The sequence below is a fragment of the Luteimonas notoginsengisoli genome (genome assembly GCF_042648885.1).
Classification (GTDB): Bacteria; Pseudomonadota; Gammaproteobacteria; order Xanthomonadales; family Xanthomonadaceae; genus Luteimonas; species Luteimonas notoginsengisoli.
Window position 1 is genome coordinate 239,606 of the sequence record NZ_JBHRYF010000009.1, and the last position, 24,035, is coordinate 263,640.

23 protein-coding genes and 1 pseudogene are annotated in these 24,035 nt (G+C 68.9%); 5 read left to right on the forward strand and 19 right to left on the reverse strand.

Translation table 11 applies throughout. From position 1 onward, the window contains the following. Nucleotides 1-3: 3 nt before the first annotated feature. The 14 genes and pseudogenes from msbA to ACFOM9_RS13275 form a co-directional block, all read right to left on the reverse strand. A complete protein-coding gene (gene msbA / locus ACFOM9_RS13210) occupies nucleotides 4-1,764 on the reverse strand; it encodes a lipid A export permease/ATP-binding protein MsbA (protein ID WP_386711644.1) in 1,761 nt (586 codons plus the stop codon). After that, entirely contained in the window at nucleotides 1,761-2,210 is a 450-nt protein-coding gene (locus ACFOM9_RS13215; RefSeq protein WP_386711647.1) for an ExbD/TolR family protein, read from the reverse strand. Before ACFOM9_RS13215 ends, msbA begins: the two co-directional genes overlap by 4 nt. 6 nt (nucleotides 2,211-2,216) lie before the next feature. After that, the gene (locus ACFOM9_RS13220; protein ID WP_386711650.1) at nucleotides 2,217-2,873 is read right to left on the reverse strand and encodes a MotA/TolQ/ExbB proton channel family protein; all 657 of its coding nucleotides are present in this window, start codon (nucleotides 2,871-2,873) and stop codon (nucleotides 2,217-2,219) included. Beyond that, nucleotides 2,800-5,284 (reverse strand): annotated as a pseudogene (locus tag ACFOM9_RS13225) (DNA internalization-related competence protein ComEC/Rec2); the annotation flags it as partial. The pseudogene ACFOM9_RS13225 and the gene ACFOM9_RS13220, both read right to left, overlap by 74 nt. 9 nt (nucleotides 5,285-5,293) lie before the next feature. Beyond that, complete coding sequence (gene lolD, locus ACFOM9_RS13230) at nucleotides 5,294-6,037, reverse strand: lipoprotein-releasing ABC transporter ATP-binding protein LolD (protein WP_386711653.1); 744 nt, start codon at nucleotides 6,035-6,037, stop codon at nucleotides 5,294-5,296. A gap of 10 nt (nucleotides 6,038-6,047) precedes the next feature. Then, nucleotides 6,048-7,289, reverse strand: coding sequence for a lipoprotein-releasing ABC transporter permease subunit (locus ACFOM9_RS13235; RefSeq protein WP_386711656.1), 1,242 nt, complete (start codon nucleotides 7,287-7,289; stop codon nucleotides 6,048-6,050). Nucleotides 7,290-7,439: 150 nt separating this feature from the next. After that, entirely contained in the window at nucleotides 7,440-7,808 is a 369-nt protein-coding gene (locus ACFOM9_RS13240; protein ID WP_386711659.1) for a hypothetical protein, read from the reverse strand. A 34-nt stretch (nucleotides 7,809-7,842) separates the two neighbouring features. Continuing rightward, on the reverse strand, nucleotides 7,843-8,106 hold the full coding sequence (locus ACFOM9_RS13245) for an FAD assembly factor SdhE (protein WP_386711662.1): 264 nt from the start codon (nucleotides 8,104-8,106) through the stop codon (nucleotides 7,843-7,845). After that, on the reverse strand, nucleotides 8,103-8,522 hold the full coding sequence (locus ACFOM9_RS13250) for an MAPEG family protein (protein WP_386711665.1): 420 nt from the start codon (nucleotides 8,520-8,522) through the stop codon (nucleotides 8,103-8,105). Before ACFOM9_RS13250 ends, ACFOM9_RS13245 begins: the two co-directional genes overlap by 4 nt. A 72-nt stretch (nucleotides 8,523-8,594) precedes the next feature. Beyond that, complete coding sequence (locus ACFOM9_RS13255; protein ID WP_386711668.1) at nucleotides 8,595-9,386, reverse strand: succinate dehydrogenase iron-sulfur subunit; 792 nt, start codon at nucleotides 9,384-9,386, stop codon at nucleotides 8,595-8,597. Between the two features lie 105 nt (nucleotides 9,387-9,491). Continuing rightward, nucleotides 9,492-11,282 (reverse strand): succinate dehydrogenase flavoprotein subunit, encoded by a 1,791-nt coding sequence (gene sdhA, locus ACFOM9_RS13260; protein WP_386711671.1) that lies wholly within the window; start codon nucleotides 11,280-11,282, stop codon nucleotides 9,492-9,494. Between the two features lie 166 nt (nucleotides 11,283-11,448). Next, complete coding sequence (sdhD, locus tag ACFOM9_RS13265) at nucleotides 11,449-11,865, reverse strand: succinate dehydrogenase, hydrophobic membrane anchor protein (protein WP_386711674.1); 417 nt, start codon at nucleotides 11,863-11,865, stop codon at nucleotides 11,449-11,451. Further along, nucleotides 11,862-12,251: a succinate dehydrogenase, cytochrome b556 subunit gene (gene sdhC, locus ACFOM9_RS13270; RefSeq protein WP_386711677.1), complete on the reverse strand. Its 390-nt coding sequence runs from the start codon at nucleotides 12,249-12,251 to the stop codon at nucleotides 11,862-11,864. The genes sdhD and sdhC overlap by 4 nt, the downstream gene beginning before the upstream one ends. A gap of 144 nt (nucleotides 12,252-12,395) precedes the next feature. Continuing rightward, on the reverse strand, nucleotides 12,396-12,548 hold the full coding sequence (locus tag ACFOM9_RS13275) for a DUF1674 domain-containing protein (protein ID WP_386711680.1): 153 nt from the start codon (nucleotides 12,546-12,548) through the stop codon (nucleotides 12,396-12,398). 86 nt (nucleotides 12,549-12,634) lie between these two features. Here ACFOM9_RS13275 and ygfZ point away from each other — a divergent pair, with 86 nt between their 5' ends. The 5 genes from ygfZ (at nucleotide 12,635) to ACFOM9_RS13300 (ending at nucleotide 17,699) form a co-directional block, all read left to right on the forward strand. Next, the gene (gene ygfZ, locus ACFOM9_RS13280; protein ID WP_386711683.1) at nucleotides 12,635-13,471 is read left to right on the forward strand and encodes a CAF17-like 4Fe-4S cluster assembly/insertion protein YgfZ; all 837 of its coding nucleotides are present in this window, start codon (nucleotides 12,635-12,637) and stop codon (nucleotides 13,469-13,471) included. Between the two features lie 151 nt (nucleotides 13,472-13,622). After that, nucleotides 13,623-14,111 carry an OmpA family protein gene (locus tag ACFOM9_RS13285; RefSeq protein ID WP_386711686.1) on the forward strand — a complete coding sequence of 163 codons (489 nt, stop codon included), beginning with the start codon at nucleotides 13,623-13,625 and terminating at the stop codon, nucleotides 14,109-14,111. A gap of 153 nt (nucleotides 14,112-14,264) precedes the next feature. Then, on the forward strand, nucleotides 14,265-15,110 hold the full coding sequence (gene fdhD, locus ACFOM9_RS13290; RefSeq protein WP_386711689.1) for a formate dehydrogenase accessory sulfurtransferase FdhD: 846 nt from the start codon (nucleotides 14,265-14,267) through the stop codon (nucleotides 15,108-15,110). Continuing rightward, nucleotides 15,107-17,461: an FdhF/YdeP family oxidoreductase gene (locus tag ACFOM9_RS13295; RefSeq protein ID WP_386711692.1), complete on the forward strand. Its 2,355-nt coding sequence runs from the start codon at nucleotides 15,107-15,109 to the stop codon at nucleotides 17,459-17,461. Before fdhD ends, ACFOM9_RS13295 begins: the two co-directional genes overlap by 4 nt. Then, nucleotides 17,433-17,699, forward strand: coding sequence for a hypothetical protein (locus tag ACFOM9_RS13300; RefSeq protein WP_386711695.1), 267 nt, complete (start codon nucleotides 17,433-17,435; stop codon nucleotides 17,697-17,699). Before ACFOM9_RS13295 ends, ACFOM9_RS13300 begins: the two co-directional genes overlap by 29 nt. Nucleotides 17,700-18,205: 506 nt before the next feature. Here the strand turns inward: ACFOM9_RS13300 and ACFOM9_RS13305 are convergent. The 5 genes from ACFOM9_RS13305 to ACFOM9_RS13325 form a co-directional block, all read right to left on the reverse strand. Then, nucleotides 18,206-18,757 (reverse strand): NADPH-dependent FMN reductase, encoded by a 552-nt coding sequence (locus ACFOM9_RS13305; protein WP_386711698.1) that lies wholly within the window; start codon nucleotides 18,755-18,757, stop codon nucleotides 18,206-18,208. 269 nt (nucleotides 18,758-19,026) lie between these two features. Beyond that, entirely contained in the window at nucleotides 19,027-21,309 is a 2,283-nt protein-coding gene (locus ACFOM9_RS13310) for a thiamine pyrophosphate-dependent enzyme (protein WP_386711701.1), read from the reverse strand. 104 nt (nucleotides 21,310-21,413) lie between these two features. Next, complete coding sequence (locus tag ACFOM9_RS13315; protein WP_386711948.1) at nucleotides 21,414-22,067, reverse strand: glutathione S-transferase family protein; 654 nt, start codon at nucleotides 22,065-22,067, stop codon at nucleotides 21,414-21,416. Then, complete coding sequence (locus ACFOM9_RS13320; RefSeq protein ID WP_386711704.1) at nucleotides 22,067-22,621, reverse strand: GNAT family N-acetyltransferase; 555 nt, start codon at nucleotides 22,619-22,621, stop codon at nucleotides 22,067-22,069. The genes ACFOM9_RS13315 and ACFOM9_RS13320 overlap by 1 nt, the downstream gene beginning before the upstream one ends. 190 nt (nucleotides 22,622-22,811) lie before the next feature. Beyond that, nucleotides 22,812-23,975 (reverse strand): acyl-CoA dehydrogenase family protein, encoded by a 1,164-nt coding sequence (locus tag ACFOM9_RS13325; protein WP_386711707.1) that lies wholly within the window; start codon nucleotides 23,973-23,975, stop codon nucleotides 22,812-22,814. Between the last annotated feature and the right edge of the window lie 60 nt (nucleotides 23,976-24,035).

Sequence of the window (24,035 nt, forward strand, 5' to 3'; positions counted from 1 at the left end):
AGGTCATGCGCCCGCCGGTTCGCGGAACTGCATCTGGTGCAGGTGGGCGTACAGGCCGCCGCGCGCCAGGAGTTCCGCGTGGGTACCCTGCTCCACCAACCGGCCGTGGTCGAGCACCAGCACCTGGTCGGCGTGTTCGATGGTCGACAGCCGGTGGGCGATGACCAGCGTGGTGCGGTCGGGCATGAGCTTCTCGAGCGCATCCTGCACCAGGCGCTCGGATTCGGTGTCGAGCGCGGCGGTGGCCTCGTCGAGGATCAGGATCGGCGCGTCCTTGAGCATCGCCCGCGCGATCGCGACGCGCTGGCGCTGCCCGCCCGACAGGCGGCCGCCGTTGGCGCCGATCGCGCTCTGCAATCCTTCGGGCAGGCGCTCGACGAACTCCATCGCGTTCGCGCCGCGCACCGCGCGCTCCAGCGACTGCGGATCCGCCGCGGCCATCTCGCCGTAGGCGACGTTGTCGGCGATGCTGCCGTCGAACAGCATCACCTGCTGCCCCACCAGCGCGATCTGGCGGCGCAGGTCGGCCAGCCGGTATTGGTCAAGCGGGTGACCATCGAGCAGGATCTGCCCGGACTCGATGTCGTAGAAGCGCGGGATCAGCTTCACCAGCGTCGACTTGCCGCTGCCCGAGCGACCCACGATGGCGGTGACGGTGCCCGGGCGCGCATCGAAGCTGACGCCCTGCAGCGCGGGTTCGGCCTGGCCGGCATAGCGCGCTCCGACGTCGCGGAACTCGATCAGCCCCTTGGCGCGCGGCAGCGGCAAGGTGCCGGCGTCGACCTCGTCCGGCGCATCGAGTACGCCGAACAGGCGTTCGGCCGAGGCCACGCCCCGCTGCAGCATGTTCTGCACGTTGGTCAGCTGCTTGAGCGCGGGGATGATCGCCATCATCGCCAGCATCAGCGCCACGAAACCGCCGGCGCTCAGGCGCCCGGCCATGGCCTCGCGACCGGCCACGAACAGCAACAGCGCCAGCCCGACCGAGCCCATCAGCTGCACCATCGCCGAGGAGATGCTGCGCGTGGCCTCGACCTTGAGCGACAGCTTCATGTGCCTGTCGGCAAGCGCGGAGTAGCGGTCAAACTCCGCCTGGCGCGCGCCGTAGATCTTCACTTCCTGGTGGTTGCTCAGCGACTGGTCGGCCGACTGCATCAGGTCCGCGGAACTTTCCTGGATGCGATGGCTGACCCGCCGGTAGCGCTTGCCGACCTTGTCCATCACCCACGCCAGCGGCGGTGCCAGCACCAGCACCGCCAGCGTCACCTGCCAGCTGGTCCAGAACATCACCACCAGCGCGGCGATGATCTGGAACGACTGCTGCAGCATCACCTTGGCCGCGTCGATGGTGGCCTGCGCGACTTGGTCGCTGTCCGAGCCCAGCCGCACCAGCATCGATGGCACGGACTCGGTATCGAAGCGCGGGCCCGGCAAGCGCAGGTACTTGCCCAGCACCTGCACCCGCATGTCGCGGGCGATGCCGCGGCCCGAACGTGCCATGTTGTAGTCGGTCAGGTAGCCGGCCACGCCGCGCAGCACGAACAGGCCCACGATCGCCAGCGGCAGCCAGGCGCTGTTCCTGGCGTCCTTGACCACGAACGTCTCGTTGACGACCGGTTCCATCAGCTTGGTGAACGCGCCACCGGCGGCGGCCTCGACCACCATGCCCACCAGCGCCAGCAGCAGCAGTCCGCGGTAACCGGTCGCGAACGTGGTCAGCCTTCTGTAGATCGGCCACGCCGCAGCGGGCTTGGGCTGGCTCACCTGCCCGGCTCCGCGGTCGCCGCCGCGGGCCGCGGTTCGGGCGCGGTGGCGTTGGCGATGCGGCGGAAACCCAGCTGGCCCAGCGCATCGTAGGCGGTGATCACCGCCTGCCACGGCGTGCGCGCGTCGGCCCGGATCAGCACGGTGCGCTCGCGGTCGTCGCCGGCCACTTCCACGATCGTGCGCTTGAGCGATTCGACGTCGGTGCGCAGCGCCTCACGGTCATCGACGAAATAGCGGCCCTCGGCATTGATCAGCAGGCTCAGCTGCGTGGTCTTGCTCTCGCTGCGTTCCCCGTCGGCGCGCGGCAACTCGAGCTTGAGCACCGAGCGCGCGTCGAACGTGGTGGTGATCACGAAGAAGATGATCAGGCACAGGATCACGTCGATCATCGGCACCAGGTTGATGTCCGGGTTGTCCTCGGCGCGGCGGTCGCGGATGCGCATGCGCGATCAGTCCTGCGCAGTTGCCGCGGCGGCGGACGCCGGCGCGACGGCCACGCGCCGGGCGCGCGGGTCGATGGCATCCATGAGCTGGATCGCCTCGTGTTCCATGTCCACCAGGTAGCTGTCGACCCGGGCGCGGAAGTAGCGATGGAACATCAGCGCCGGTACCGCGACGATCATGCCGGCGGCGGTGCACACCAGCGCCTTGCCGATGCCGCCGGCGAGCTGGTTCACGTCACCGACGCCGTAGTCCATGATCCCGAGGAACATCTGGATCATGCCGACCACCGTCCCGAACAGGCCCAGCAGCGGGCCGGCCGCGGCGATCGTGCCCAGGGCGTTGAGGTAGCGCTCCATGCGGTGGGCGAGATGCCTGCCGACGTCTTCGACGCGTTCGCGGATCTCCTCGCGCGGGCGGCTGCGCACGTCCAGCGCCGCGGCCAGCAACGCGCCCAGCGGCGAGTTGCGGCGCAGCGAGTCGATGTGGATCGGGTCGAGGCTGCCACGCGCGGCCCAGGCGCGGACTTCGCCGCCCAGGCCCGGGGGCAGCACGGTCTTGCGCCGCAGCGCCCAGAATCGTTCGACGATGATCGCCAGCGCGATCGCCGACAACAGCAGCAACGGCAGCATCGGCCAGCCACCCGCTTTCACCAGTTCCAGCACGCTCGATCCCCCGGCCAACGGCCGTTTCATTCCGGCCGATAGGATACAAGGGCCGCTTCCCCCGTGCCCCCGCCGGCCAATCGTTGCCGGCGCAGGACCGCATCCCAGGGCTGCGGATGCGACTGCCGTCGCGGTTCCACGGTGGCGCCGCCGGCTCGCAGCCGCACGCGCAGCGCCCCGCCGTCCTGGGTGTCGTGGACCCGGGCGCCGGCCGCGCGCCAGCGCTCCACCACCTCGGGCCGCGGATGATCGAAGCGGTTGCCGTAGCCGCTCGAGACCAGCGCATGGCGCGCACCGGTGGCTGCGACGAAGCCCGGATCGGACGATTCGCCGCTTCCGTGGTGCGCCACCAGCACCACCTCGGACCGCAGCGCGGCGGCGTCGCGGCGCAGCAGGTCGCGTTCGACCACTTCGCCGATGTCGCCGGTGAGCAGGGCCGCGCCATGCGCGGTTTCGATCCGCAGCACGCAGCTCGATTCGTTGGCCAGGTACGGGAAGTACTCGGGCGGATGCAGGAAGCGGAAGCGCACGCCATCCCACTGCCATTGCACACCGGCGCGGCAGGCGCGCGTCGCTGGCACCCCGGATCCTTCGGACGACCACGCGGCCGGCACCGGGTACGCCCGCCGTACGGCCGGGAAGCCGCCGGCGTGGTCATTGTCGCCGTGGCTCACCACGGCAGCGTCCAGCCGCCGCACCCCCAGCGCGCGCAGCGAGGGCACGCCGACGCGCTCGCCGGCGTCGAAGCCTTCCGGCTGCGCCGGCCCCATGTCGTAAAGCAGGCTGTGCCGGGCCGTGCGCACCAGCACCGACAGGCCCTGGCCGACGTCCAGCACCACGAGTTCCGCGTCGCCCTGCGGCGGCAGTCCGCGCGACGGCCACAGCAGCGGGAGCCATAGCAGCAGCGCCAGCGCCCTGCCCGGCACGCCGCGCGGCAGCAGGCACCAGAACGCGCCGAACAGGGCCAGCGGCAGGGCGAACCAGTGCGCCTCGGGCAGCCACCACAGCGCGAAATCACTTCCCGCCAGCCACTGCACCAGCGGCCACGACAGGTCGAAGCACCACGCTGCCGCGTGCCAAGCCCAGTGGCCGGCGCCGGGGGCCAAGGCATCCAGCGCGGTGCCCAGCAGCGACAACGGCACCACCACCAGGCTCCACCACGGGATCGCGACCAGGTTGGCGAGCGGCCCGGCCAACGACGCCTGCCCGAACAGCACCGCTGTCAGTGGTAGCAATCCAAGGGTGGCCACGCCTTGCGCCGACAGGAAGTCGCCGACGATGCGATGGCCGGCTTCGGGCAGGCACCAGGCCAGCCACGCGACGCCCGCGAAGCTGAGCCAGAAGCCAGGGGTCAGTGCCGCCAGCGGATCGAACAGCAGCATCGCCAGCGCCGCCATTGCCAGCGCATCGCCCACCCGCACCGGTCGGCGCAGGCCGCGCGCCGCGACCACCATCGCGATCATCAGCACCGTGCGCACTGTCGGCAGCGCGAAGCCCGCCACCACCGCATAGCCCGCGGCTCCGGCCAAGGCTGCCAGCGCCGCGGCCTGGGGGCGTGGCACTCGCCGGGCCAGCCCCGGCCACACGCGCCACAGCGCCGATGCCAGCAATGCGAACAGCGCCGCGACCATGCCGACATGGAAGCCGGAGATCGCGATCAGGTGGGTCAGTCCCGTGGCGCGCAGGGTTTCCCAGTCGATGTCGTCCAGGCCGCGCGTGTCGCCCAGGGCAAGCGCCCGTACGTAGCGCGACGAGGTCGACGGCACGGCCGCCGCGATGCGCGCCGACATCGCGCCGCGCCAAGCGTCGATGCCGGCGGCATCGGCCAGTTCCTTCGCGGTGTCAGGATGGCGCACGTAGCCGGTCGCCGCCACGCGCCCGACCAGCGCTGATTTCTCGCTGTCGAACGCGCCCGGATTGCGCAGCCCACGCGGCGCACGCAGGCGCAGCTCGAATTGCCAGCGGCTGCCGGCGCGGAGCCCGAAGCGCCGCGAGGGACCGGTTTGCTTGTAGCCGTCGTACCACGACAGCTGCAGCAGCTGGCCGCGCAAGGCCGCAGGCATGCCTTGTACGTCGTCCACCCGCAGCTTGAAGCGCGTCCGCCGGGCCTCGTCGACCGGCAGGTCCACCAGTTGTCCGCTGACCACGACATCCTGCCGTTCCAGCGACACTGGCAGCTGCTGCGACAGCGCATGGACGACGTGCAGGCCGCACAGCGCGAAACCGAATAGGCTCGCGCCGACGAGGCGCTTCCAGCCCGCGCGCGACCACCACCACGCCGCCGGTACCAGCGGCAATGCGAACGCCCACCAGGGCGGCAGCGCCGGCAATGACAGGCAGGCGGTGATTCCGAGCAGCAGCGCCACCGCAGTGGCGATTCCGAATGGCGGCGTCCTTGCCGTCGTGTCCATGGTGTCTCCTTACACCTCGGTGGCGGGCAACTCCCTGAGCCTGCCTTCGTACAGTTCCAGCACCCGGTCGAGCCGGCGCGCGAGGCGGCGGTCGTGGGTCACCAGCACCAGGCTGGTGCGGTGGGCGCGATTGAGTTCCAGCATCAGGTCGAACACGGTGGCTGCGGTCTTCTCGTCGAGGTTGCCGGTGGGCTCGTCGCCGAGCACGCAGCCGGGCCGGTTCACCAGCGCGCGCGCAACGGCCGCGCGCTGGCGCTCGCCGCCCGACAGTTCGCCCGGCTTGTGCTCCAGACGATGGCCGAGGCCGACCGATTCCAGCAGCGCGCGCGCGGTGTTCGCGGCCTCGGCGACAGCGGTGCCGCCCAGCAGTACCGGCAGCATCACGTTCTCGAGCGCGGTGAATTCCGGCAGCAGGTGGTGGAACTGGTACACGAAACCCAGCGCATGGTTGCGCAGGCGGCCGCGTTCCGCGTCCGACAGCGCGCTCATCCGCTGCCCGGCGACGAACACCTCGCCCGCGGTCGGCGTGTCCAGGCCGCCCAGCAGGTGCAGCAGGGTGCTCTTGCCGGCGCCGGACGCACCGACGATGGCCACCGTTTCGCCCGCATGCACGGCCAGGTCCAGCCCGTCGAATACCGGAGTGCGCAGCGAGCCTTCCGCATACGTCTTCGCCAGCCCGTCGGCGCGGATCACTTCGCCGTCGTGCACGGCTGGTTGTTGTTGCCCGGCAGATCCGCTGCTCCGCGATCCCATGTTCCCGTTCTCACTCATAACGCAGCGCCTCCGCCGGCGCGGTGCGCGCTGCGCGCCATGCCGGATACAGCGTTGCCAGGAACGCCATCGCCAGGGCGATGATCGCGATGATGGTGATGTCGCTGGCCTCCAGCTGGGTCGGCAAGCCGGTGATGTAGTAGACGTCCTCGGGCATCAGCTGCACGTCGAACACGCGTTCGATCGCGCGCAGGATGTGTTCGAGGTTGAGGGTGAGCACGACGCCGCCGATCACGCCCGACAGCGTGCCGATCAGGCCGATCAGCGAACCCTGCACCATGAACACCTGCATCACCCCGCGCGGCGTCAGGCCGAGCGTGCGCAGGATCGCGATGTCCGCCTGCTTGTCGGTCACCAGCATCACCTGCGAGGACACCAGGTTGAACGCGCCCATGGCGATGATCAGCGACAGCAGGATCGCCATCATCGTCTTCTCGAGTTTCAGCGCGCGGAACATGTTGGCGTTGTCGCGGGTCCAGTCGCTGACCAGGTACGGACCCTTGAGCCGCAGTGCGAGGTCGCGCGCGACTTCCCATGCCAGGTCCATGTCGTGCATCCGCAGGCGGACGCCGGTGACTCCGTCGCCCATGCGCATCAGGCGCTGCGCGTCCTGCAGGTTCACCACCGCCAGGCCCTTGTCGTATTCCTGGTAGCCGGCCTCGAAGATGCCGCTGACCGTGAACCGCTTCATCTGCTTGACCGCGCCCATCGGCGTGGCGCGCACATCGGTGAGCACCAAAACCTTGTCGCCCACGCCGGCCCCGATCCACAGCGCGAGCTCGCGCCCAAGCACGATGTTGAAGCTGCCCGGGGCGAGGTCTTCCAGCTTGCCCTGCACCATCTTCCCGGCCAGCACCGACACCTTGCCCTCCTCGACCGGGTCGACGCCGCGGATCAGCGCGCCCTGCTTCCGCGAGGCGGACAGCAGCGCCTGGGTTTCGATATAGGGCGCCGCTCCTGCCACGCGCGGGTCCTGCCGGGCCTCGGAGATGGCCTGCTGCCAGTTCTCCATCGCCTCGCCGCTGGCGGTGACCGTGGCGTGCGCCGCCATCTGCAGCATGCGGTCGCGAATCTCGCGCTGGAATCCGCTCATCACCGCCAGGGTGGTGATCAGCGCGGCCACGCCGATGGCGATGCCAAGGATCGAGGCCAGCGAGATGAAGGAAATGAAGCCGTTGCGGCGCTTGGCGCGCAGGTACCGCAGGCCGATGGCGACAGGAATGGGTTTGAACATGGGAGAGGGCGCGTGCTAGCGGACGCCGACAAGGCGTCTGCTGCGTTCCCGAACGCACGGCCATGGATGGCCGGGCTGGGCGATCCGGAATCTGGAAAGTTGCGCCATGGATGGCATCGACCTGGTTGGAAGGAGTCTGGACACTAGGCGCTATGGTGCCACTGATACCGCCCGGCGCGCAGGCGCGGGTGGCGGTGCGGCCAGCCGCAGTTCACGGCGCCTTGCGGCCGGCAACGTATCTGGGAAGAAGGCGTGCCGGCGCCAGCGACCGCCGCCAACGCGCCATTGCACGAACGCGATCGGTCCGCGCCAGCGCACGGCCAGCTCATCCACGGCCTGGCCATCGACCGTTGCCCGGGCGGGCGCGTGCGGGATCACCAGCTCGACCGGCCTGGCGTGGGCTTCACGCCATGCCAGCCATACCCCATGCACAAGCGCAGCTACCGCCAGCGGCCACGAGGCGACGCGCGGCATTTCCGAAACGAACACCGCGAACGCCGCGCCGACGGCGAGCGACATCAGCGCCGCGACCAGCAACGGCGATGCGCGTCGTTCAAGGCGACAGGGTGCGGATGCGCTGGACGAGCGAATCGAGTGCGGCATCGGGGGCGTTCTCGTGGCCAAGGAACCAGCGCCAGAGCTTATCGTCCTCGCAGGCCAGCAGCCGTAGGAAAACCCCGCGTTCGGCCTCGGACGAGGCCGGCCATTGCCGATCGAGCCAGCGGTTGAGCAACTGGTCGAGCTCGCGCATCCCGCGCCGGCACCTCCAGCGCAGGCGCCGCAGTTCGGCCTCGTCCCCGGGCGACGCCGCACTCATCGCGCGAACAGCTGGTAGCCCAGCCATGCCCACAGCACCCACAGCACCACCCCGCCGGCGAAATACGCCTTGAACCGGTGCATGACCTTGTTGTACGTGCAGTGGATCGCGCTGTGCACCACGCGCAACGCGACGAACAGCCAGGCCAGCGCCAGCGTGACGTCGCTGGCCAGCCCGGAGATCGCGGCGATCACCAGCGCCAGATAGAACAGCACCGGTAGTTCGAACAGGTTGCGGAAGTTGTCCGCGGCCCGGCTGTCGGTAAGGCGGGCCGCCGACTGCGCGGAAGTGGCGACCGACTGCGGGTGGATGCGTTCGCGCTTCATCTGCGCGATCCGCATGATGTACATGCGCAGCCAGACGACGAACGTCAGCAACACCATGGCGAAGGCGGGAAGGAAGATGGCGCGCGGCATCGGGAACCCCGTACTTGGTGGGAGCGGGGATGGCCGCTCCGCGTGTCCACCGCGCTCGAACGGCGCGGGACGCTACTGCTGGCGCGCCAGCATCAGCTGCTTGATCTCACCGATCGCCTTGGCCGGGTTCAGGCCCTTCGGGCAGGTGCGCGTGCAGTTCATGATCGTGTGGCAGCGATAGAGCTTGAACGGATCCTCGAGGTCGTCCAGGCGCGCGCCGGTGTCCTCGTCGCGGCTGTCGACGATCCAGCGGTAGGCCTGCAGCAGGATCGCGGGGCCGAGGTAACGGTCGCCGTTCCACCAGTAGCTCGGGCAGGCGGTGCTGCAGCACGCGCACAGGATGCATTCGTAGAGACCGTCGAGCTTGGCCCGGTCTTCCTTCGACTGCAGGCGCTCGCGATCCGGCGGCGGCGAACTCTGGGTGCGGATCCAGGGCTGGATCGACGCGTACTGCGCGTAGAAATGGGTAAGGTCGGGGACCAGGTCCTTGACCACTTCCATGTGCGGCAGCGGGTAGATCGGGACCTCGCCCTTGCCGCCGGCGCAATCGTCGATCGCCCGGGTGCAGGCGAGCGTGTTGGTGCCGTCGATGTTCATCGCGCACGACCCGCAGATGCCCTCGCGGCAGGAACGACGGAACGTCAGCGTCGGGTCGATCTCGTTCTTGATCTTGATCAGCGCGTCCAGGACCATCGGACCGCACTTGTCGAGGTCGATCTCGTAGGTGTCGGTGCGCGGGTTCTCGTTATCGTCCGGGCTCCAGCGATAGACCTTGAACTCGCGCACGCGCGTCGCTCCCGCGGGCGCGGCGAAGCGCTTGCCCTTGTGGATCTTCGAGTTCCTGGGGAGGGTGAATTCGGCCATTTCGCTATTCCTGCAACGTTTTGCGTAGGAGCGGCCTCAGCCGCGAGCTTTCAACGATGGTGCGACGGTTACAAAAGGCTCGCGGCTCGAGCCGCTCCTGCAAGATCAATAGACCCGCTTCTTCGGCGGCACGACCTCGACCTCGTCGTCGAGCGTGTACATGTGCACGGGGCGGTAGTCGATCCGGGTTTCGCCTTCGTCGCCGACCCAGCACAGCGAGTGCTTCTGCCACTGCGCGTCGTCGCGCTCGGGGAAGTCCTCGCGCGCGTGTGCGCCGCGCGACTCCTGGCGGTTCTCGGCGGCAACGATGGTCGCCAGCGCCTGGCCGAGCAGGTTCTGCAACTCGAATGTCTCGACCAGGTCCGAGTTCCAGACCAGCGAGCGATCGCTGACCCTGACGTCGGAGAACGAGGCGCGGATCTGGCGGATCTTCTCCACGCCTTCGGCTAGCGTCTCGCCGGTGCGGAACACCGCCGCGTCGGCCTGCATGGTGCGCTGCATGCGGTCGCGGATCACCGCCGTCGGGGTGTCGCCGTTGGCGTGGCGCAGGCGGTCGAGGTTGGCCAGCGACCTGTCGCAGGCGTCGGCCGGCAGGTTGCGGTGCGCCTGCCCCGGCTTGATGGTCTCGCCGCAGCGGTTGGCCACGGCGCGGCCGAACACGACCAGGTCGAGCAGCGAGTTGGAACCCAGGCGGTTGGCGCCATGCACCGAGACGCAGGCGGCCTCGCCGATCGCATACAGGCCCGGCACCACGTGGTCCGGGTTGCCATCCTTCAGCTGCACGACTTCGCCGTGGTAGTTGGTCGGGATGCCGCCCATGTTGTAGTGCACGGTCGGGATCACCGGGATCGGCTGCTTCTCGACGTCGACGCCGGCGAAGATCCGCGCGCTCTCGGCGATACCCGGCAGCTTCTCGTGGATGTCGGCCGGGTTGAGGTGGGTCAGGTCGAGATGGATGTGGTCCTTGTGCTCGCCGACGCCGCGACCCTCGCGGATCTCCAGCGTCATCGCACGGCTGACCACGTCGCGCGAGGCCAGGTCCTTGGCGTTGGGCGCGTAGCGCTCCATGAAGCGCTCGCCGCTGGCATTGCGCAGGATGCCGCCTTCGCCGCGCACGCCCTCGGTGATCAGGCAGCCGGCGCCGTAGATGCCGGTGGGATGGAACTGCACGAACTCCATGTCCTGCAGGCCCAGCCCCGCCCGCAGCGCCATGCCGCCGCCGTCGCCGGTGCAGGTGTGGGCCGAGGTCGCGGAGAAGTAGGCGCGACCGTAGCCGCCGGTGGCCAGCACCGTGCCGTGGCCGCGGAACAGGTGCAGCGTGCCCTCGGCCATGTCCAGCGCCAGCACGCCGCGACAGGCGCCGTCGGCGTCCATGATCAGGTCGAGCGCGAAGTACTCGATGAAGAACTCGGCCTTGTGCGCCAGCGACTGCTGGTACAGCGTGTGCAGGATCGCGTGGCCGGTGCGGTCGGCGGCGGCGCAGGTGCGCTGCGCGGTGCCCTTGCCGTATTCGGTGGTCATGCCGCCGAACGGGCGCTGGTAGATCTTGCCTTCCTCGGTGCGCGAGAACGGCACGCCCTGGTGCTCGAGCTCGATGATCGCCGGGATCGCCTCGCGGCACATGTACTCGATCGCGTCCTGGTCGCCCAGCCAGTCCGAGCCCTTGATGGTGTCGTAGTAGTGGTAGCGCCAGTCGTCCGGGCCCATGTTGCCCAGCGCGGCCGAGATGCCGCCCTGCGCGGCGACGGTATGCGAGCGGGTCGGGAACACCTTGGTGATGCAGGCCGTGCGCAGACCCTTCTGGGCCAGGCCGAACGTGGCGCGCAGGCCGGCGCCGCCGGCGCCGACGACGAGCATGTCGTACTTGTGTTCGGTGATCTTGTAGGAGTTGGTCATTTGGCGTCCTGCAGCCCCTCTCCATTACGCGGGAGAGCGGTCGGTGTAAGGGCATTGCCGGTGGAGCCGGCTCCGGCGGCGGACACGCGGGCGTGCCGTTCTGCAGCCGAGGGGAGAAGCGTCGTCGATACCGCTCGGAAATCGCTTCGATGCACTCGCCTGCGACTCATGGCAGCAAGGCAATCTTCGCGATCGAATAAATGCACGCCAGCGCGCCGGCAGCGCATGCGAACGTCAACAGGATCTGCAGGGTGACCTCGACCGCGCGGGTATGCACGTAGTCCTCGATCACCACCTGCATGCCCAGCTTGGCGTGCCAGAACAGGGCCAGCACGAAAGCCGCCAGCAGGATCGCGTTGAGCGGGACGGCCAGCGTGGCCTGCACGGATACCAGGTCGGCACCGATGAACGACACCAGCGTGCCCACGAGCCACGGCACGAGCAGTGCGAGCACGACGGAGGTGACGCGCTGCCACCAGAAATGCGCGGTGCCCGATTTGGCCGAACCCAGCCCGCGGGCGCGGCCGATCGGCGTGCGGAAGTCGGGGTTCGCGCCCCTGGCCGCTTTCGACGGATCGCTCATGCCCCACCCCGCAATGCGAAGAACCAGATCAGCGCGGTCAGCACCACCGTCAGGCCGGCCACCGTGTAGCCCGAGCGATACACCTCGGGGATGTCGAAGCCCCAGCCGATGTCCCATAACAAGTGGCGGATGCCGTTGAGCAGGTGGTAGACCAGCGCCAGCGAGAAGCCGAACAGCGCGAGCTGCCCGAACGGCGACGCCACGCACGCCGCGGCGCTGGCATACGCCTCACCGCCGGCGGCGACCGCAAGCAGCCACCACGCCAGCGCGAAGGCGCCCGCGACCAGGACGATGCCGCTGCCACGGTGCAGGATCGACATCGTCATCGTGATCTGCCACCGGTAGACCTGCAGGTGCGGTGACAGGGGACGTTCGCGATTGGCCATCGTGCCTCGTTCTCTCGCTGGGCGGCATTGGCCGCGTGGCTGACGTCCCGCCATCGGCGTTCGCGTCGTCCGGAACCGGGCACGCATTCGACGTGGCAGACCTGCGGGCTTCGCTGCGCTCCACCCGGTCTACGATGCAGGGCCTCAGAAATCGATGCAGCGTCCGTTTTTCTCCCAGTCACCGTAGCGCGTCGGATCGGGGCCTTCGCGGCCGCCGTATTCCGGGGCGGGAATCGTTTCCGGGACAGACTGTTCGGTCTGTTCGGGAACGGGTGGCTGGGTGGTTTCGCCTATCATTCTGTGGCCTCGCAACCCGTGCAGTCTAAGTCCCGGCCTTCGTTTGGACAAGGTTGCCACACCGGCCAACGCTCCTGGATCCGCCCATGTTCGCCCTGCCCGACCACCACGTTGTCACCCTGCGCGGCCGCGACGCGGTGGCTTTCGCGCAGGCGCAGTTCATGAGCGACGTCGCCGCGCTCGCCGCCGGACACTGGCATTGGAGCGGCTGGCTGACGCCGAAAGGTCGCGTGGTGGCGCTGTTCGCATTGCTGAAGAACGCCGCCGAAACCGTGCATCTCGTGCTGCAGGACCGCGATCCGGCCGAATTCGCCGCACAGCTTCGGCGTTTCGTGTTCCGCAGCAAGCTGGAGATCGAAACCGGCGCAGGGCTGCACGTGGGCGGGCGCTTCGACGCCCATCCCGCGGCCATCGACGCGCTGGTGGCATCGGACGGCGACGGGATCGCCTTCGACCTCGGCGGGGCCGGCGGCGCGCGCACCCTGTTCGTCACACAGAACGAAGACGCCGGCGAAGACGCCGCGGCAGTCGCCCGCTGGGCCATGTTCGACCTCGCCCACGGGCTGCCGCGCCTGTCGGAGCCGCAGTCGGGACAGTGGACGCCGCAGCAGCTGTCGCTCGAACGCTTGCAGGCGTACAGCGTCAAGAAGGGCTGCTATCCCGGCCAGGAAATCGTGGCGCGCACGCACTTCCTGGGCCAGGCCAAGCGCGGGCTGGCGCTGTTCGAATGCGAGGGGCTGGTTGCGGCAGGCCAGCAGGTAATGGATGCAGAACGCCCGCTCGGCACGATCGCCAGCACCGCGGGAGACGGCACGCGCCACCTTGCCCTTGCCGTCCTGCCGCTGGAAGCGCGCACCGACGCGGCTTCCGTCGACGGCCTGGGATTGCGCCCGATTCCCCTGCTGGACGGCCTGGCGCGCTGACCCGGGCGTCCGTCCGGAGGCCGATGTTGCAAGCGCGACCGGCGTCGCATTCCCGTCACGGCGCGCTGCTAATCTCGGCAGAGGGAAGGTGCGGCGCCAGCTGCGCCAGCGCGATGGGAGTCATCGAATGAAGGCTCGGGGGAAACGACAAATGAACACGAAGAACTTCGCGGTTGCTGCGACGCTGGCCGCTGGCGTGCTGCTGGCCGCATGCAAGACCCAGGCACCTGCCCCGGAGCCGGCACCGCCGCCCCCGGTCGCGCAGAGCCAGAAGCTCTCCGCCGACGGCCTGTTCGCGTTCGGCAAGGCCAGCCTCGATGATCTCAGCGATGCGGGCCGCACCCAGCTCGATGCCTTTGCCGCAACCCTGCTGGGTGGGGCGCCGTACGAGATCGTCCACGTCATCGGCCACAGCGATCGCATCGGCAACGACAAGGCGAACCTGCAACTGTCCAACCGCCGCGCCGAGAGTGTGCGCGACTACCTGGTCCAGAAAGGCGTCCCGGCGGCGCGCATCACCGCGGTCGGCCGCGGCAGCGTGGAACCGATCGTCGAATGCGAGGACCGGGACCGCAATGCGCTGATCGCCTGCCTGGCGCCGAACCGGCGTGTGGAGATCCGCGTGGTTCCCGCGCGCTAGGCGCAGTCCGCTCGGCCTTCGCAGCCTCGCGGGAGCGGCTTCGGCCACGAGCTTCCGGTCTTCCGCACCGAAGACAGAAGGCCCAGCGGAAACCCCTCCTGCAGCCGCAACGGCGGCGCAACCGCTGAGCGTTCGCGGTACTCTCGCCATGCGATGACGAAGCTGGATCCCCAACGCGAATCCATGCCCGGCGCGGTCGAAAAACCCGTGCTGCGCCGCCATCGCGGCCGCTTGGCCCAGGCCCGGGACCTGGTGGCCGAGGAGATCCCGGTCGCCTTCGCCTGCAACGGCGAGCCGTTCGCGGTGATGATGGCCACCCCCGGCGACTTGGAAGACTTCGCGATCGGCTTCGCGCTCGGCGAAGGCCTGGTCGCCCACGCGGGCGAAGTCGCCGTCGAATCGATCGCAACGTCGCTGGAAGGCGTGTCGATCGCGCTGTCGATTCCACCCTCCCGCGCCGCTGCGCTGGCAGGCCGCCAACGCAGTCTTGAAGGTCGCAGCGGCTGCGGCATCTGCGGCACGGCCCAGCTCGACGCCGTGCTGCGCCCGCCGCCCGTGGTCGGTGCAGGCAGGATCATTTCCGTCGAAGCCCTCGATCGCGCCCTGCGCGAGCTGCGGGATGGGCAGCCGCTCAATGCGCTCACCGGGGCCACCCACGCCGCCGGCTGGGCGGATGCCGAGGGCGGCGTTGCGCTGGTGCGCGAGGACGTCGGCCGCCACAACGCGCTCGACAAGTTGATCGGCGCGATGGCGCGCGCCGGCGTCGATCCGCAAGACGGCTTCGCGGTCGTCACCAGCCGCGCCAGCTTCGAAATGGTGATGAAAGCTGCGCAGGCGGCAATTCCGATGCTCGCCGCCATTTCCGCGCCGACGGCGCTGGCGATCGCACTGGCGGACACGGCCGGCCTGACCCTGGTCGGTTTCGCCCGCGAGCACGGGCACGTGGTGTATGCGCACCCTGGACGGCTGCGCGGGAACGCACGGGGCGTCGCGGCGTGAGCAAGCAGAAAACCATCCGCCGCTACGACCGCCCCGCGGGCGGCTGGGACGCGCTGCGCAACGTCGCCAAGCACCTGCTCGAGCAGGACGTGCCGGTGCACGGTGCCAGGACGCTGCTGTCGACGAACCAGCCCGACGGTTTCGACTGTCCGGGATGCGCGTGGCCGGACCGCGACCACGCGTCCACCTTCGAGTTCTGCGAGAACGGCGCCAAGGCCGTCGCCGCGGAAGCCACGAAGCATCGCGCCACGCCGGCCCTGTTCGCGCAGCATTCGGTCGCCGAGCTCGCCCGCTACAGCGACCACTGGCTCGAGGACCAGGGCCGGCTGACACAGCCGATGCGGTACGACGCCGCGAGTGGCCACTATCGGCCCGTGTCCTGGGACGATGCGTTCGCGCTGGTCGCAGCGCACCTCAACGCGCTGGCATCGCCGAACGAAGCGATCTTCTATACCTCCGGCCGCACCAGCAACGAGGCGGCGTTCCTGTACCAGCTGTTCGTGCGCGAGTTCGGCACCAACAACTTTCCCGACTGTTCCAACATGTGCCACGAGCCATCCGGCACGGGCATGACGCCGCAGATTGGCGTCGGCAAAGGCACCGTGTCGCTGCACGATTTCGAGTTGGCCGAGGCGATCTTCATCTTCGGCCAGAACCCGGGCACCAACCATCCGCGCATGCTCGGCGAATTGCGCCGGGCATCGAAGCGCGGCGCCGCGATCCTCTCGTTCAACCCGCTACGCGAACGCGGGCTGGAGCGCTTCGCCGACCCGCAGGACACGCTCGAGATGCTGCACGGCGGTTCGACCCGCATCTCGTCGGATTACTTCCAATTGCGCATCGGCGGCGACCTGGCCGCGGTCAAGGGCATCGCCAAGCACGTGCTGGAGGCCGATGAGCAGGCGCGGCGCGACGGCGCCGCGCGCGTGGTCGACGTCGACTTCATCACCCGCCATACCACCGGTTTCGCGGAGTTCGCGGCCGACGTGGCAGGCGAGTCCTGGGATACGATCGCCGCCGAATCCGGCCTGTCGCAGGAACAGCTGCGGCGCGCGGGCGACATCTACATGGCCGCCGGCAGCGTGATCTGCTGCTGGGGCATGGGCATCACCCAGCACAAGCACTCGGTGGCAACCGTGCAGATGCTGGTCAACCTGCTGTTGCTGCGCGGCAATCTTGGAAGGCCCGGCGCGGGTGCCTGCCCGGTGCGCGGCCACAGCAACGTCCAGGGCGACCGCACGATGGGCATTCATGAAAAGCCCGCGCCGGCCTTCCTGGATCGATTGGCCCAGGTATTCGGCTTCGAGCCGCCGCGCGAACACGGCTTCGACACCGTCGGCGCGATCGAGGCGATGCTCGACGGTCGCGGCAAGGTGTTCTTCGCGATGGGCGGCAATTTCGCCACCGCCACGCCAGACACCGAGGCCACGCATCGCGCGCTGCGCAACTGCGACCTGACCGTGCACGTCGCCACCAAGCTCAACCGCAGCCATCTGGTGCACGGGCGCGAGGCGTTGATCCTGCCCTGCCTCGGACGCACCGAGATCGATATCCAGGACGCCGGGCCGCAGTCGGTCAGCGTGGAGGATTCGATGAGCATGGTGCACCTGTCGGCCGGCATCAACGCGCCGGCCTCGAACGACCTGCTGTCGGAGCCGGCGATCGTCGCGCGCCTCGCGCAGGCCACGCTGGGCCAGCGCAGCCAGGTGCCGTGGCGCTGGCTGGTTGCCGACTACGATCGCATCCGCGACCGCATCGCCGAGGTGTTCGACGACTTCCACGACTTCAACGCCCGCGTGCACGTGCCCGGCGGCTTCCGCCTCACCAACACCGCCGGCGAACGGCGCTGGAACACGGCCAGCGGCAAGGCGGCATTCATCGCCCATGCCGTCCCCACCAACCTGCCGGTGCATCGCGCCCGCGCCGCGCACGCCCGGCCGGTATTCAACCTGACCACGGTGCGTTCGCACGACCAGTACAACACCACGATCTACGGCCTCGACGACCGATACCGCGGCGTGTTCGGCGAGCGGCGCGTCGTGTTCGCCAATGCCGACGACATCGGCAAGCTCGGGATGCAGGCCGGTACCCGGGTCGACCTGGAGAGCGTGTGCGACGACGGCGTCCGGCGTCGCGCGCGGCGCTTCCTGCTGGTGCCCTACGACATCCCAGCCGGCTGCCTGGCGGCCTACTATCCCGAAACCAACGCGCTGGTGCCGCTGTCGAGCTTCGCCGACCACGCACGCACGCCGACTTCGAAATCGATTCCGGTGCTGGTGTCCGCGCACGACGAAAGCGCCGCCGCGCCCGGCGAGACGCCGCGTGACATCCCCCTCGCCATCCACGACTGAGGCGCTGCTCGCGGCGCTGGCGAGCGAGCCCGACGGCATCTCGCTGCCGCGCCTGTGCAAGCGCCTGGGCCTGCGCATGAGCGTGCTGATGCGCGAACTGGCGTGGCTGGACGACACGCCGATCGGCGGCGAGCCCGGACCCGGCCTGGTGCGCGTGGAACGCCGGGGCGAACGCGACGTCGCGGTGCTGGTCGTCCGCGACCGGTCTGGCTCCTTGCAGGAGCGGCGGACGCCGTGAGCTAATTCGTAGGATGGGTAGAGCCAAAGGCGAAACCCATCGCGGCGCCGCATAGCCATGGATCGCGCCATGGTGGGTTGACCAGCTGTTGAAAGCCGCTGCGCTCTACCCACCCTGCGGGCCTGATCGATCTCAAAAGGCACCCTCCCAGCCCTTACCAGCATTCGCAGGTAGCGAGCGAACCCCCACGCGTCATCCCCGCGAAAGCGGGGACCCAGTGACTTCGGCGCGGCCGGGCGGAAAGCTCGCGGCTGAAGCCGCTCCTACCAAAACCGTTCCTCGGTGCGCCGCCCTAGAGTCTCACTATCGTCCCCGTGTAGGTTGACGTCGGGCGTCGGGGTGGAAAAGCTCGCGGCTGAAGACGCTCCCACGAGAACGGTTTCTCGAGTCCAAAACGTCTCCCTCACATCGTCATCCTCGCGAAGGCGGGGATCCAGTGACTTTGGCCGGGATCGGCCTCGAAGCTCGCGGCTTCCGCCGCTCCTGCACAAGCGAAGCGGCGCGGCTCAGGCGTGCTTCTTCACCCACGCCACGTAGCGGTCGACAAAGTCCTGCAGGAACTTGCGGGTGTCGTCGTTGCCGATGTTGCCGTCGTCGTCGATCAGCCCGTCCTTCATCTGCATGAAGACTTCCGGCTGTCCCAGCGTGGGCGCGTCGAGGTAGGCCAGCACGTTGCGCAGGTGTTGCTGCGCAAGCGCAGTGCCGATGGCCCCAACCGAGATCCCGAGCACCGCTGCCGGTTTGCCGGCGAACGAGTTGGTCCCCCACGGACGCGAGGCGATGTCGATCGCGTTCTTCAGCACGCCCGGGATCGCGCGGTTGTATTCGGGCGTGACAAACAGCACCGCGTCGGCCGACTCGATGTCCTTCTTCAGTCGCGTCGCTTCCGCGGGATAGTCGGCGTCGAAATCCTGGTTGTAGAGCGGCAGGTCGTCGATGCGCACGTGCGCGAACTCGAAATCTTCGGGCGCGAGTTTCTCGACCGCCTTGGCCAGCTTGCGATTGAACGAATCCTTGCGCAGGCTGCCGACAAACAGCGCGACCCTGGTCTTGATCATGGGAACTGCTCCATCCGGAGGAAGGGATTCCCAGACTATCCGCGCGGGTCCGTAACCGAGGCGTCAAGGGCGGAAGGGATCGTTCCGCTGGTGATGGTGCTCCAGGGGGCATCGTCCCTCATCGGAACATCGTCATTCCCGCGGCTTTCGACTGCCGAACGCAGGGGCATGCCGGAATCCTGCGGCTTCGCGCTTCGAAGTCTGCGAAGGCGCAGGCCCACTGGAGTTCCGCCCCTGCTGGAAAGACGGTCCCGGGGCCCGCCCCGCGGTCAGGCCAGCGAGTCGGCGGCCGCGATGATTTCCTCCTCGGAGGGAATCACCAGGAAGGCTGCGCCGGCCAGCGGCGTGAAGGTGTCCGCGCCGACCACGCGCCGGAACGGGCGCGCGCCGGCCGCATCGTTCAGCAGTCCGCCCTCCGCCAGGGCCGTGATGATGCCCTCGCCCACGCCCGCGCTGCGCCGCCCCTCATCGACGACCAGGATGCGCTTCGCGCCCGCGCCCTGTTCGCGGATGAACGCGTCGTTGAGCGGCACCAGCCAGCGCAGGTCGACCACCCGCACCTTCCAGCCATGCTTCGCCTCGATCATGCGCGCCGCGCGCAGGCTCATCGGCACGCCGTTGCCGAAGGTGAACACGACCAGGTCTTCGTGCTCTTCTCCATAGACGCGGCCCTCGCCCAGCGTCATCGCCTGGTCCGGCGCCGGATACTCCGTCAGCCAGCCGCCGTCGCCGGCTTCGTGCAGGTCCTTGGCCATGTACAGCGCGATCGGCTCGAGCAGCGCGCACACGCGGCCGTCGACCTTGGCCAGCGCCGCCAGCGTGCGGAGCATGGTTGCCGCGTCGTCGCCGCGGCTCGGGCAGCCGACCACGAGGCCCGGGATGTCTCGCAGTGCGGTGATCGAGTTGTCGTTGTGGAAGTGGCCGCCGAAGCCGCGCTGGTAGCCCAGCGATGCGATCCGCACCACCATCGGGTTGCGGTACTGGTCGTTGCTGAAGAACTGCAGGCTGGCCGCTTCGCCGCGGATCTGGTCGGCGGCATTGTGGAAGTACGCCAGGTACTGGATCTCCGGCAGCGGCAGCATCCCCATGTTGGCGTAGCCCTGCGCCAGGCCGAGGATCACGGTCTCGTCGAGCAGGGTGTTGAACACGCGGCGCGCGCCAAAGGTCTTCTGCAGGCCTTTGGTGACGGTGTAGACGCCGCCCTTCTGCGCCACGTCCTCGCCGAACAGCAGCGTCTCGGGGTACTTGGCGAACAGGTCGTGCAGCGCGTTGTTGATCTGGATCGCCATGTGGCGCGGCGCCTGCTTCTCGGGCAGTTTGCCCGTGCCGCCGAAGACCTCCTCGCGGCGCTTGTCGTAGTCGGCGCGGGCGGCTTCCTTCGCGACCGCCGCGGGCGAGTACGGTGCCAGCGGCGCCATCACTTCCTGCAGCGACGACAGGCGCGGCCGACGATCGGCGTCCTCTGCCGCGGCAAAGCACTTGGCGCGCGTTTGCTCGTACAGCGCGAGCACCTCGTCCTTCGACATCAGGCCGGACTCGAGCGCGATCGCGGCCGAACGCAGCAGCGGGTCGGTCGCTTCCACCGCGCACAGCTCCTCCAGCGAACGCCATTCGATCTCGAAGTCGGTGCCCGCGTGGCCCATGATCCGGGTGGTGCGCAGGTGCAGGAAGGTGGGGCGGCGGCTGCGGCGGCAGTGTTCCACCGCCTTCTGCACGTCACCGTAGCCGTTGGCCAGGTCAAGGCCATCGGCGGCGAAGTAGTCCAGGTCCGGTCGGCTGGCGAAATTGCGCGCCACCCAGCCGTCCGGGGTCTTGACCGAAATGCCGATGCCGTTGTCCTCGCACACGAACAGCACCGGTGCCGGCAGCTTCTGGTAGGCGGTCCAGGCCGCTGCGTTGAACGCGGTCTGCGCGGTGGCGTGGTTGCTCGACGCGTCGCCGAACGAGCAGATCGCGATGCTGTCGCCGGGGATCGGAAGCTGGTGCCCGATGCGCTTGCCCTGCTCGATCGCCACCGCGGTGCCGAAGGCCTTGGGCAGGTGCGAGGCGATCGTGGACGTCTGCGGCAGCACCCACAGCGGCTTGCTGCCCCAGACCTTGTGGCGGCCGCCGGACGCGGGGTCGTCCTTCGACGCGGCGAACGACAGCGCCGAATCCATCACCGGGTCCATGCCGGGAAGCTTGCGGAAGCGCTCGGCCATGAAGCCGCCGGAGCGGTAGTGCAGGAACGCCGGATCGGTGTGCCGGGTTGCCCGCGCCACCATCGCGTTGCCCTCGTGGCCGCTGGAACCGATGGTGTAGAAGACCTTGTTCTGCACCCGCAGGACGCGCGCCATCAGGTCGAGGTGGCGGCTGACGAGCTGCGATTCGAACAGCTCGCGGAAGCCGCGCGCGTCGAGCGTGCTGCCGTCGAGGATGGCGTCGTCCGGGGCGGGCTTCGCGTCGCTGCGCCCGTTCCAGCCGCGCACGAATTCGCTGAAGTTGACGTCGCAGATCTCGGCGCGGTTGAGGCCGCGCATGCGGGCGGGAATCGGAGACTGGATGCTGGTCATTTCACTCTTGTCCGGAGGTCACGCCGAGTACCGCGCGCGGCCCGTGGCGGGCACGGACGCGATTGCACTCGGAGTGACAGGCATGTGGGGGTGGAAGGTCTTGGTCAATTGGAACTTGCCAGCAACGCTGCCGCTTCCGCGGCAGGTTCCGGCATCGAAACGAAGCTCGGTGTCGCGCGCACGCGCGCCAGCCAGGCGTGGACCGCCGGATAGGCAGCAAGGTCGAAGCCGCCGTCGGCGGCAACGTCGGTGTAGGCGAACAGGGCGATGTCGGCGACGCCGTAACCGGCCCCGGTGAACCATGGATGGACGGACAGGTGGCGCTCCATCAACGCAAGGGCGGCGTGCCCGCGTTCGAGGCAGCGCGCCAGCTCGGCGCCGCGTCGCGGCGAATCCATGGGCGTCCAGCCACGGATGAAGCGTGCGACCGCAACGTAGGGCTCGTGGCTGTACTGCTCGAAGAACATCCAGCCCAGGGCCTGCGCGCGGTCCCAAGCGTCACCCGGCAGGAAGGGACTGCCCTCGGCAAGCCAGCACAGGATCGCGTTGGATTCGGCGAGCGTGCGGCCGTCGTCCAGCTCGATCACGGGCACGCGGCCATTGGGAAACTTCGCCAGGTACTGCGGCGTGCGCGTCTGTCCGCGGCTGCTGTCCGTTTCGATCCAGCGGTAATCGCGATCGAACCGGCGTCCGAGCTGTTCCAGCAGCAGCCGCACCTTGTGGCAGTTCCCGGAGGAGGAGAAGCCGTAGACGTCGATCACGCCGACGCCCCGGCACGGCGCGCGCGCCACTGTTCCCGCGTCTGTCCCCAGACCTCGATCGGATGGTTTTCGAGCGGCGGGGGCAACTTTCCCGGCCCCTTGTTGGTCGAACCCAGTCGCCGGGCCAGCGCCTGGGAAGGCGCGTTCGCCGGATCGATGCAGTGGATCACGTCATCCCAGCCGAGGTTGTCGAACGCCCAGTCGATCGCGACGACCGCCGCTTCGGTGGCGAATCCCCTGCCCCACGCGGCGCGCCGGAACGACCAGCCCACTTCGTTGCCCGGCCAGCCTTCCGGCCGCCACGGGCCAAGCTGGCCGAGCCACTCGCCGCTGGACCTGTCGAGCACCGAGAACATGCCGAAGCCCTGCACCAGCCAGGCGCCGGGTTGCTGCAGGAACTTGCGCCAGGCAGCCGCTCGCGGCATGTGTCCGCCGATGTAGCGCGCGGCTTCCTCGTCGCCGTGAAGTTCGGCGTAGCCATCGAAATCCTCGATGCGCGGCGCGCGCAGCACCAGTCGTTCGGTCTCGATGCGGATGTCGGTCAAGCTCATTTGCGACTCCCGAAGCGGTGTAGCACGGTGAGAACCGCCGGCCCTTTCCTTGCTCCTGCCTGCCAGTCAGGGGCAGGCGGGAGGTGTGCCCACGGTTCGCGCTGCTGCTCAAGCTTTTCCCCAAGCGTCCCTGCCTCCCAGGAGAGGAAGCAAGGGCTCGCGGCTGAAGCCGCTCCGCCAAAGCGGGGGATCAGAACGCGTTGATGCCGGTCAGTTCGCGCCCCACGACCAGCTGGTGCACGGTCTCGGTGCCCTCGTAGGTGATCACCGACTCCATGTTCAGGCCGTGGCGGATCGGGCAGTGCTCGGTGGTGATGCCGGCGGCGCCGAGCAGGTCGCGCGCCTCGCGCGCGATGTCGATCGCCATGCGGCAGTTGTTCCACTTCGCCAGCGAAACCTGCGTGGGCGCCATCCTGCCGGCGTCCTTCAGGCGGCCGAGCTGCAGCGACAACAGCTGCGCCGAGGTGATGCGGCGCGCCCAGTCAGCCATCTTCAGCTGCGCGCTCTGGGTCGCGGCCACCGGGCGGTCGAACAGGATGCGTTCCTTCGAGTAGTTCAGCGCTTCGTCAAGGCAGGCGATGGCCGCGCCGATCGGCCCCCAGGTGATGCCGTAGCGGGCCTGGGTCAGGCAGCCGAGCGGACCCTTGAGGCCCTTGACGTTGGGCAGGCGGTTGGCCTCGGGCACGCGCACGTTGTCGAAGAACAGCGCGGACGTCACCGACGCGCGCAGACTCATCTTGTGCTTGACCTCCTGCGCGCTGAAGCCGGCGAAGCCCTTTTCGACGACGAAGCCCTGGATGCCGTCCTCGGTCTGCGCCCAGACGATGGCGATGTCGGCCAGGTTGCCGTTGGTGATCCACATCTTGCCGCCGTTGATCACCCAGTCGCCGCCGTCGCGCCTGGCATTGGTCTTCATGTTGGCCGGGTCGGAACCACCGTGCGGCTCGGTCAGGCCGAAGCAGCCGATCACCTTGCCGGCGGCCATGTCGGGCAGCCAGCGCTGTTTCTGCTCCTCGGTGCCATAGGCGTAGATCGGATACATGCACAGCGATGACTGCACGCTGGCGAAGCTGCGCAGGCCGCTGTCGCCACGCTCGAGTTCCTGGCAGATCAGGCCGTAGCTGACCGCGTTGAGCCCAGCGCCGCCGTATTCTTCCGGCAGCGTGGCGCCGAGCAGGCCGAGGCCCGCGATTTCCGGGATCAGTTCGGTCGGGAAGCGCCCCTGGTCGAAGCACTCGCCGATGATCGGCAGCACGCGTTCGTCTGTGAACCGGGCCACGGTGTCCTGGACCGCGCGCTCCTCCTCGCTGAGCAGGGAGCGAACGTCGTAAAGGTCGTAGGGGTGCAGGGCCATGGCGGGTTCTTCGTCCGGTAAAACCGTCATTTTAGCCCGTTGTCCGGCCAGGAATGGGCC

Bases quoted from the DNA above. Each gene is read 5' to 3' on its own strand.
- ACFOM9_RS13215 (WP_386711647.1), bottom strand. From the start codon at position 2,210: ATGCGCATCCGCGACCGCCGCGCCGAGGACAACCCGGACATCAACCTG.
- lolD (WP_386711653.1), bottom strand. From the start codon at position 6,037: ATGGGATCGCGGAGCAGCGGATCTGCCGGGCAACAACAACCAGCCGTG.
- ACFOM9_RS13235 (WP_386711656.1), bottom strand. From the start codon at position 7,289: ATGTTCAAACCCATTCCTGTCGCCATCGGCCTGCGGTACCTGCGCGCC.
- ACFOM9_RS13240 (WP_386711659.1), bottom strand. From the start codon at position 7,808: ATGTCGCTCGCCGTCGGCGCGGCGTTCGCGGTGTTCGTTTCGGAAATG.
- ACFOM9_RS13245 (WP_386711662.1), bottom strand. From the start codon at position 8,106: ATGAGTGCGGCGTCGCCCGGGGACGAGGCCGAACTGCGGCGCCTGCGC.
- ACFOM9_RS13250 (WP_386711665.1), bottom strand. From the start codon at position 8,522: ATGCCGCGCGCCATCTTCCTTCCCGCCTTCGCCATGGTGTTGCTGACG.
- ACFOM9_RS13255 (WP_386711668.1), bottom strand. From the start codon at position 9,386: ATGGCCGAATTCACCCTCCCCAGGAACTCGAAGATCCACAAGGGCAAG.
- sdhA (WP_386711671.1), bottom strand. From the start codon at position 11,282: ATGACCAACTCCTACAAGATCACCGAACACAAGTACGACATGCTCGTC.
- sdhD (WP_386711674.1), bottom strand. From the start codon at position 11,865: ATGAGCGATCCGTCGAAAGCGGCCAGGGGCGCGAACCCCGACTTCCGC.
- sdhC (WP_386711677.1), bottom strand. From the start codon at position 12,251: ATGGCCAATCGCGAACGTCCCCTGTCACCGCACCTGCAGGTCTACCGG.
- ACFOM9_RS13275 (WP_386711680.1), bottom strand. From the start codon at position 12,548: ATGATAGGCGAAACCACCCAGCCACCCGTTCCCGAACAGACCGAACAG.
- ygfZ (WP_386711683.1), top strand. From the start codon at position 12,635: ATGTTCGCCCTGCCCGACCACCACGTTGTCACCCTGCGCGGCCGCGAC.
- ACFOM9_RS13285 (WP_386711686.1), top strand. From the start codon at position 13,623: ATGAACACGAAGAACTTCGCGGTTGCTGCGACGCTGGCCGCTGGCGTG.
- fdhD (WP_386711689.1), top strand. From the start codon at position 14,265: ATGACGAAGCTGGATCCCCAACGCGAATCCATGCCCGGCGCGGTCGAA.
- ACFOM9_RS13305 (WP_386711698.1), bottom strand. From the start codon at position 18,757: ATGATCAAGACCAGGGTCGCGCTGTTTGTCGGCAGCCTGCGCAAGGAT.
- ACFOM9_RS13310 (WP_386711701.1), bottom strand. From the start codon at position 21,309: ATGACCAGCATCCAGTCTCCGATTCCCGCCCGCATGCGCGGCCTCAAC.
- ACFOM9_RS13320 (WP_386711704.1), bottom strand. From the start codon at position 22,621: ATGAGCTTGACCGACATCCGCATCGAGACCGAACGACTGGTGCTGCGC.
- ACFOM9_RS13325 (WP_386711707.1), bottom strand. From the start codon at position 23,975: ATGGCCCTGCACCCCTACGACCTTTACGACGTTCGCTCCCTGCTCAGC.